Here is a 7825-nt window from a genome sequence, read left to right as displayed (position 1 = left end):
ACGCCCGCCGGAAAAGCCGTCCCTGATACCGGCCATACTGGGAGGCGCCGCCGTTGGATTCCTGCTGGCCGCGCTGATGGTTGGCGCTTTGTTCGGCCTGCCCGCCGGGCGCGACCTCGCGCGGTCCTGGGTGGGCGGCGAACCCGCCCCGGCGGTGGCAACAACCGCGCCCTCGCCTACGCCAAATTAGGCTTTTCCGCCGATTCCCAAGCCCTGCTTCACCGCCATTAACTTAAGACCTTGGCCGAAACAATTTCCTGAGAGACGCCGACGGTTGTGGGAGTGGCCTTCAGGCCACGGTCAGGCGCGGAATTGTCGCGGTCTAAGGCTTGCCTGAGCGAAGTCGAAGGGACCGCTCACGGTGATTCGGGGGAAGCCCCGCAGGGTGGGCACGCACCCATGCCCACCACGAAACCCACCTTTCGGATTACAAGCTCTGCTCCACGAAGCAGAAGAACACCTTCAAATAATCCGTCTCCGGGATGGCCGGATGAATAGGATGATCCGGTGCCTGCCCACCCCTCGCGAAGAACACCAGATGGCGGTCCACATGCCGCGCCGAACTCCGCAGCAGATCGTGCAGGGTTTCCCTGGGCAGATGGAACGAACAGGACGCCGACACCAGCACGCCGCCATAAGCCAGCACTTGCAACGCCGCCTGATTGAGCCGCCGATAGGCTTCCACCCCGTGGGCCAAGTCCTTCCGCCGCTTGATGAAGGCGGGCGGGTCCAGCACCACCACGTCGTAATGGCGCCGCTCCTCCCTGGCCCGCTTGAGGAAATCGAACACATCGTCCTTCACGAAGTCCATCCGGTCGGCCACATCATTGAGCCGGGCGTTCTCCCTAGCGAAATCCAACGCCGCTTGAGAAGCATCCACGCAATCCACCCGCGCCGCGCCCGCCAGCGCCGCCTGAACGCTCCACGCGCCGGTGTAGGAAAACAGGTCCAGCACCTTCCGGCCCCGGCACAGCTTCGCCAGCCGCGCCCGGTTGTCCCGGTGGTCGAAGAACCAGCCGGTCTTCTGGCCCCCGATGGGATCGACCAGAAAGCGGGCACCATTCTCCTCAATCTCCACCGGCCCGACCGACTCGCCCACCGCCATCCGCGTGTAGGTCTCCAGTCCCTCCAGGGTCCGCAGGCCCGAGGTGTTTTTCAGCACCACGGCGCGGGGCTTGAATAGGCGCTCCAAGGCCGCCAACAACGGCTCCTGCAAGCGCTCCATCCCAGCGGTGTTGGTCTGCACCACGAACACGTCGCCGAAGCGGTCGATCACCGTGCCCGGCAGGCCGTCGCTCTCGCCATGGGCCAGCCGGTAATAGGGCCGGTCGTAGATCCAATCGCGGAGTTCCCGCGCCCGCTCCAGGCGCCGGATGAAAAAGGCTGGGTCGATGTTGGCGTGAATATCGCGGCATAACAGGCGGGCGGAAATCAGCGAATCGGGATTGACGTAGGCCAGCCCGAGGGATTCGCCACGGCTGCTCTCCAGCACCGCCAAATCCCCGGCGGCGAACGCCTTGAGCGGGGTGGCGGCGGTGTCCACTTCGTTGCTGAAAATCCATAGATGACCACCACGCAGGCGGCGGTCTTCATTTTTCTTAAGGCGGAGTCGGGGCAAAGCGGTCATAAAATTAAAATTAAGTCGCACCAAAATGGATGGACTCAATTATGGCACCAACGGCGGCAATTGCAGGGCAATCGCGCCATGTGATTTTCGCCCCCTCGCCCTTGGGAGAGGGGAGAACACAGCCGCTCCCGGCATAGCGCGATTGTCCTGGCGGCAATGACAGGCCGCAGGGCGGGCCGATGGGCAATGATGTACAATTCCGCGTTTTCAATCAGTCGGGAAATTCAGTGGAAACCTTTCACGGCACCACCATCGTCTCCGTCCGCCGGGGCGATAAAGTGGTCATCGGCGGCGACGGCCAGGTGACTTTGGGCAATACCGTCATGAAGGCCAACGCCCGCAAGGTGCGTCGCCTCTACCACGGCAAGGTGCTGGCGGGCTTCGCCGGGGCCACCGCCGACGCCTTCACCCTGTTCGAGCGCTTCGAGGGCCAGTTGGAGAAGCAGCGCGGCAATCTCACGAAAGCCGCTGTCGAATTGGTCAAAGATTGGCGCACCGACCGCATGTTGCGCCGCCTCGAAGCCCTGCTCGCCATCGCCGACAGCAAGGCCTCGCTCATCATCTCCGGCAACGGCGATGTCATCGAGCCGGAGAACGGACTCATCGCCATCGGCTCCGGCGGCCCCTTCGCCCAGTCCGCCGCCCGCGCCCTGTTGGAGAACACCGAACTCAGCGCCCGCGAGATCGTCGAAAAATCCCTGAACATCGCCGCCGACATCTGCATCTACACCAACCGCAACCTGACCGTCGAAGAGTTGGACCTGCAATCGGACCCCCACGAGCAAGCATGACCACCATGACCCCGCGAGAAATCGTTCACGAACTGGACAAGCACATCGTCGGCCAGGCCGACGCCAAACGCGCCGTCGCCATCGCCCTCCGCAACCGCTGGCGGCGGACCCAGGTCGAGCCGGGCCTGCGCGAGGAAATCACGCCCAAGAACATCCTCATGATCGGCCCGACCGGCGTCGGCAAGACCGAAATCGCAAGGCGCCTCGCCAAGCTCGCCAACGCGCCGTTCATCAAGGTCGAGGCCACCAAGTTCACCGAGGTGGGCTATGTGGGGCGCGACGTGGAATCCATCATCCGCGACCTGGTTGACGCGGCGGTCAAGATGAGCCGCCAGACCGAAATGAACAAGGTCCAGGAGCGGGCCGAACAAGCCGCCGAGGAACGCATCCTGAATGCCCTGCTGCCGGGTGTGTCGCCGTGGACTGGCGAGACCGATGACGAGGAAACACCGCCGCCGGAATCGCCCACCCGCCAGAAGCTCCGCCAGAAGCTCCGCAACGGCGAGTTGGACGACAAGGAGGCCGACATCGAACTCAGCGCCGCCGCCGTCGGCGTGGAAATCATGGCCCCGCCCGGCATGGAGGAAATGAGCAGCCAGTTGCAGAGCCTGTTCCAGAACCTCCATTCCGGGCGCACCAAGACCCGCAAGCTGCGCATCAAGGACGCGCTCAAGGTGCTGAAGGAGGAGGAGTCCGCCAAGATGATCAACGAGGAGGACATCAAGCTGCGGGCGGTGGAATCGGTGGAGCAGAATGGCATCGTGTTCATCGACGAGATCGACAAGATTTGCAAGCGCGGCGAATACGGCGGCCCCGACGTGTCCCGCGAGGGCGTGCAGCGCGACCTCTTGCCGCTGGTCGAGGGCTGCACGGTCAGCACCAAGTACGGCATGGTCAAGACCGACCACATCCTGTTCATCGCCTCGGGCGCCTTCCATCTGTCCAAGCCCTCCGACCTCATCCCGGAAATGCAGGGCCGCTTCCCCATCCGGGTGGAACTGAGCGCCCTCGAAGTCGGGGATTTCGTCCGCATCCTGACCGAGCCGGACGCCTCGCTCACCGAGCAATACACCGCCCTGCTCGGCACCGACGGCGTGAACCTGAGCTTCGCCCCGGACGGCATCGAGCGCCTCGCCCAGATTAGCTGGGAAGTGAACGAGCGCACCGAGAATATCGGCGCCCGGCGGCTGCACACGGTGCTGGAACGGCTGCTGGAAACCATTTCCTTCGAAGCGCCCGACCACGCCGGGCAAGCCGTGACCATCGGCGCGGCCTATGTGGATGAGCATTTGGGCGAACTCGCCAAAGACGAGGATCTAAGCCGATACATTCTGTAGGTCGGGCTTAAGCCCGACCTACACGCTAGGTTTTGGAAATATGTATGAATACCCCCAGTCCCACCGACATCAAACTACACAAAAAATCCCGTATCCTCGAAATCGCCTTCGAGGATGGCTGCCACTTTGAACTGCCCTGCGAGTTTCTTAGGGTTTTCTCCCCCTCCGCCGAAGTGCGGGGCCATGGCAAGGGCCAGGAAACTTTGCAAACCGGCAAGGAGAATGTGTCCATCACCGAACTGCGGGCGGTGGGTAATTACGGCATCGCCCCGGTATTCAACGATGGGCACGATAGCGGGATTTATACCTGGGAGTATTTATACGAATTGGGTATGACGCAAGAAGCGTTGTGGGGGGAATATTTGGCGAAGTTGGCAGTCGCCGGGGTGTCTCGGCAATCCTAACGGTCACTAAACCCAAGTAGGGCGATTATGAACGCAATTGAATTCACAACCACTTTGACGAATAAGGCCATATTGGAAATCCCTGCCGATATTGCTGATCAGCTGCCCAAAACTGGCAAGGCTCGCGTCATTCTATTCACAGACGAATCCAACGATACGGAATGGCGTTTAGGGACTTATGAACAATTCCTCCGTGACGACACGGAAGAAGACGCAATTTACGAATCATTACTTTGATATATTTGCACCGTCACTGAGTTAAGCATACTTTGATTTAGTTATATATTTTAAATATTGCCTATCCAATTAGGCAATAAAGACCTCTTTAGAAATGGAATAGAAATAAATAATGAGTGTTCGCGAGGAACATGAATATTTACGTCTATTCCGATTCAGCGCTTATAGTTACTAATCAATCCCAAATTAACTCCATGACGGTGCAACCATGTTCGGACAAATCATCCTCTGTCAGTTTCCTTTTTCTTCTGGGGCTGATAGCAAAGCTCGCCCGGCCCTCGTACTTTTCGACCGTGATCGCGATAATGTTGTTTGTCGAATTACCTCTGCTTTGTATGCAGGACCGTTAGATATTGCGCTCGCGGATTGGGAAACATCTGGCCTGCTAAAGCCTTCTATTGCACGGCTAGATCGGATCGTCACCATTGAAAAAACCATTATTCGGCGGCGCCTCGGTGTACTGTCACCTCAGGATACAGAGGCCGCCCGAACCGCGTGGAATCAGCAAATGAAGCTGTAATCACGGGCCGCAGGAGCGGCCAAGACGGCATTCCCCCGCCAAGCGTGGGAACGATCAAAACCTTCTGAGACACCCCATGACCGACAACACCACCCACTTCGGCTTCCGCGAAGTCCCCACCGACGACAAAGCCAAACTGGTCCGCTCCGTCTTCGATTCCGTGGCGGGCAAATACGACCTGATGAACGACCTGATGTCGCTGGGCATCCACCGCATCTGGAAGCGCATCGCCATCCAACTCAGCCACGTCCGCTACGGCGAGAAAGTGCTGGACCTCGCGGGCGGCACCGGCGACATGACCGCCCTATTCCGCGAGCGAGTCGGCGACAAGGGCCATGTGGTCCTATCCGACATCAACGCCGAAATGCTCAAGCGGGGCCGCGACCGGCTCATCGACGACGGCGTAGCCGAGGGTGTCCACTATGCCCAGATCGACGCCGAGAAGCTGCCGTTCCCCGACAATTCCTTCGACTGCGTGTGCATCGCCTTTGGCCTGCGCAACGTGACCCACAAGGACGACGCCCTCAAGTCCATGCACCGGGTGCTTAAACCGGGCGGTCGGGTCATCGTGCTGGAGTTCTCCGAGGTACAGGGTTCGTTGCTCAAAAAAGCCTATGACCTGTACTCGTTCAAGTTCCTGCCGATGATGGGCAAGCTGGTCGCCAACGACGCCGACAGCTACCAATACCTCGCCGAATCCATCCGCATGCACCCCAACCAGGAAAAGCTCAAGGCCATGATGAGCGAGGCCGGGTTCGAGCGCTGCGAATACTTCAACCTGACCCACGGCGTGGTCGCCATCCATCGCGGCTACAAGGTGTGAGCATGGCTGGCCCGTCCCCGTTGCTGGCTGGCACCCTGGCCGGAACCCTTGAAAGCGCCATCGGCGCTTATCTCGCCCTCGCCCCCAACCGCCAAGACTTGTTGGCCCCGCTGGCGGGCAAGGTCATCGCCCTGAAGCTACAACCTTTCGGGACGCTCTACCTCTGCCCCACCGCCACCAACCTACAGGTGCTTGGCGAGTTTTCCGGTGAACCTGATGTGCGCCTGACCGGCACCTTGGCGGCGTTCACCCGGCTGCATTTCGGCGGCTCGGTGCGGGACAGCCTCGCGGCGGGCGACATCGAAATGCAGGGCGATATGAACACGGCCCGCCATTTCCAAAATCTCTTCGACCAACTGGACATCAACTGGGAAGCGCTGCTGGCCCCCTGCACCGGCCCGGTGGTGGCGGCGACGGCGCTGGATTGGCTGCGCTCTGGCGCGCTCTGGACCCGCGACACCGTGGACACGCTCCGCACCGATCTCGCCGAATTCTGGCAGGAAGAAACCCGCGAATTGCCCACCCAGTCCGAGGCGAAGGCGTTCTGCGCCGACGTGGATGCACTGCGCAATGATCGGGATCGGTTGGATGCGCGGATTCGGCGGTTGGAGCAAGCGGCGGCGGAATTGTCGGCCCCGAATACTTAACCGGCTGTTCGGCTCGGCTGCTTCCAGTTGTGGTTAATGTCACCATGAAAAATCCCCCGCATCCCATTCAATACCAAGGCAGCAAGCGGAATCTCGCCCCTGTGATTCTGGGCTATTACCCCAAGTCGATTAACCGTCTGCTGGAACCCTTTGCAGGCTCTGCCGCCATGACCATCGCCACGGCGGCGCGGGGATTAGCGCAAAGCTATATCGTCAATGATTTGAATAAGCCTTTGGCTGACTTATTGGCGCTAATAGTTGGCTCTCCCGAAGCCATGGCGGATTCCTACGAAAATCTTTGGAAACAGCAAACAGGCGATTCTGTGGGGCATTATTACCAAGTCCGGGATGATTTCAACCGCAGCCAAGACCCCCGGTTATTCCTATATTTGCTGGCCCGCTGCGTCAAAGGCGCGGTGCGTTATAACTCCGAAGGTTTATTGAACCAAAGCCCGGACAAGCGCCGACTAGGCACCCGCCCGGATACCATGCGGGCCAATATTCTGGGGGTTTCGCGACTCCTTAAAGGTAAGGTTATTTTTTCAGCCTTGGATTACCGGGAGATATTATCCCAAGCGCGTGCGGACGATTTGGTTTATATGGACCCGCCCTATCAAGGCGTTTGCGGCAACCGGGATGCCCGGTATTATTCTGGGATAGATAACGTGGAGTTTGTCGCCGCCCTTGACGAGCTAAATTCCCGGAATATCGCCTATATCGTGAGTTACGACGGGCGCTGCGGTGACAAGCGGTTTGGCGAATCTCTTCCAACGTCCCTTGACTTGGCGCATATTGAAATCGAAGCGGGGACTTCCAGCCAAGCCACTTTATTGGGCAGAAAAGAAGTTACTTACGAATCTTTATATTTATCACGCGCTTTGACTAAAAGACTATCTATCAAGTCCTTTGACTATCGCAAACCTTCCTCCCACCAATTAACAATATTCGAGACTTCCGCCGGGTATGCAAGCGCTATCTGAGGAGTTTCTCGAATTATGCCGTTTGGTCAAGGCGAAGCGTCCGAAAACGGTCATAGATCATATTTTGGAGCATGGTCATATCACCACGGAAGAATTAAAAGAGAAGTACGGATATAACCATCCACCCCGCGCTGTCAGAGACGTTAAGGAACACGGTATTCCTTTGGAAACTTTTCGTGTGACCGGCAGCGATGGCAGGAAAATAGCCGCGTATCGTTTCGGGAATTCTGATGGCAAGCGTTTTAGGAAATTAGCGGGCCGCACCGGACTTTCCAAGAAAATTAAAGAAGCCCTTGTTGCGAAATATGGCTGTAAGTGTTTCATCTACCTGGAAGATACCGACGAACGGGAACTGCAAATCGACCATCGCATTCCTTATGAAGTCGATGGCGACGGCATGGACGAAAAGCTGGACCCGGAGCAATTCATGCTGTTGTCGGGTTCCGCCAATCGCGCCAA

At 58.8% G+C, this 7825-nt stretch carries 11 protein-coding genes; 10 read left to right on the top strand and 1 reads right to left on the bottom strand.

Annotated features, from left to right (window positions below; genetic code table 11):
- On the top strand, positions 1-190 hold a 190-nt coding region (locus tag ACXWUF_RS14910; protein WP_458495442.1), incomplete at its 5' end, for a hypothetical protein.
- Positions 191-427: 237 nt separating this feature from the next.
- Here the strand turns inward: ACXWUF_RS14910 and ACXWUF_RS14905 are convergent.
- Positions 428-1627 (bottom strand): class I SAM-dependent rRNA methyltransferase, encoded by a 1200-nt coding sequence (locus ACXWUF_RS14905; protein ID WP_458495441.1) that lies wholly within the window; start codon positions 1625-1627, stop codon positions 428-430.
- A 227-nt stretch (positions 1628-1854) separates the two neighbouring features.
- Here ACXWUF_RS14905 and hslV point away from each other — a divergent pair, with 227 nt between their 5' ends.
- From hslV to ACXWUF_RS14860, 9 genes are all read left to right on the top strand, one after another.
- A complete protein-coding gene (gene hslV / locus ACXWUF_RS14900) occupies positions 1855-2418 on the top strand; it encodes an ATP-dependent protease subunit HslV (RefSeq protein WP_458495440.1) in 564 nt (187 codons plus the stop codon).
- Complete coding sequence (gene hslU / locus ACXWUF_RS14895) at positions 2415-3755, top strand: ATP-dependent protease ATPase subunit HslU (protein ID WP_458495439.1); 1341 nt, start codon at positions 2415-2417, stop codon at positions 3753-3755. Before hslV ends, hslU begins: the two co-directional genes overlap by 4 nt.
- A 44-nt stretch (positions 3756-3799) precedes the next feature.
- Positions 3800-4159, top strand: coding sequence for a gamma-butyrobetaine hydroxylase-like domain-containing protein (locus ACXWUF_RS14890; protein WP_458495438.1), 360 nt, complete (start codon positions 3800-3802; stop codon positions 4157-4159).
- A 27-nt stretch (positions 4160-4186) separates the two neighbouring features.
- Complete coding sequence (locus ACXWUF_RS14885; protein WP_458495437.1) at positions 4187-4396, top strand: hypothetical protein; 210 nt, start codon at positions 4187-4189, stop codon at positions 4394-4396.
- A gap of 208 nt (positions 4397-4604) precedes the next feature.
- Entirely contained in the window at positions 4605-4916 is a 312-nt protein-coding gene (locus tag ACXWUF_RS14880; protein WP_458495436.1) for a type II toxin-antitoxin system PemK/MazF family toxin, read from the top strand.
- A gap of 76 nt (positions 4917-4992) precedes the next feature.
- Positions 4993-5739: a bifunctional demethylmenaquinone methyltransferase/2-methoxy-6-polyprenyl-1,4-benzoquinol methylase UbiE gene (gene ubiE / locus ACXWUF_RS14875; protein WP_458495435.1), complete on the top strand. Its 747-nt coding sequence runs from the start codon at positions 4993-4995 to the stop codon at positions 5737-5739.
- Positions 5740-5741: 2 nt separating this feature from the next.
- Complete coding sequence (locus tag ACXWUF_RS14870; RefSeq protein WP_458495434.1) at positions 5742-6386, top strand: ubiquinone biosynthesis accessory factor UbiJ; 645 nt, start codon at positions 5742-5744, stop codon at positions 6384-6386.
- A gap of 44 nt (positions 6387-6430) precedes the next feature.
- A complete protein-coding gene (locus tag ACXWUF_RS14865; RefSeq protein WP_458495433.1) occupies positions 6431-7366 on the top strand; it encodes a Dam family site-specific DNA-(adenine-N6)-methyltransferase in 936 nt (311 codons plus the stop codon).
- On the top strand, positions 7350-7825 hold a 476-nt coding region (locus ACXWUF_RS14860; RefSeq protein WP_458495432.1), incomplete at its 3' end, for a helix-turn-helix domain-containing protein. The genes ACXWUF_RS14865 and ACXWUF_RS14860, both read left to right, overlap by 17 nt.

The organism is Methylomagnum sp., assembly GCF_054333355.1.
The sequence above is the reverse complement of the archived record's forward strand: the minus strand, read 5'-3'. Positions and strand labels throughout refer to the sequence as shown.

Coding starts and splice junctions, on each gene's coding strand:
- ubiE (WP_458495435.1), top strand. CDS start 4,993: ATGACCGACAACACCACCCACTTCGGCTTCCGCGAAGTCCCCACCGAC.
- hslU (WP_458495439.1), top strand. CDS start 2,415: ATGACCACCATGACCCCGCGAGAAATCGTTCACGAACTGGACAAGCAC.
- ACXWUF_RS14885 (WP_458495437.1), top strand. CDS start 4,187: ATGAACGCAATTGAATTCACAACCACTTTGACGAATAAGGCCATATTG.
- ACXWUF_RS14870 (WP_458495434.1), top strand. CDS start 5,742: ATGGCTGGCCCGTCCCCGTTGCTGGCTGGCACCCTGGCCGGAACCCTT.
- ACXWUF_RS14905 (WP_458495441.1), bottom strand. CDS start 1,627: ATGACCGCTTTGCCCCGACTCCGCCTTAAGAAAAATGAAGACCGCCGC.
- ACXWUF_RS14890 (WP_458495438.1), top strand. CDS start 3,800: ATGAATACCCCCAGTCCCACCGACATCAAACTACACAAAAAATCCCGT.
- ACXWUF_RS14865 (WP_458495433.1), top strand. CDS start 6,431: ATGAAAAATCCCCCGCATCCCATTCAATACCAAGGCAGCAAGCGGAAT.
- ACXWUF_RS14880 (WP_458495436.1), top strand. CDS start 4,605: ATGTTCGGACAAATCATCCTCTGTCAGTTTCCTTTTTCTTCTGGGGCT.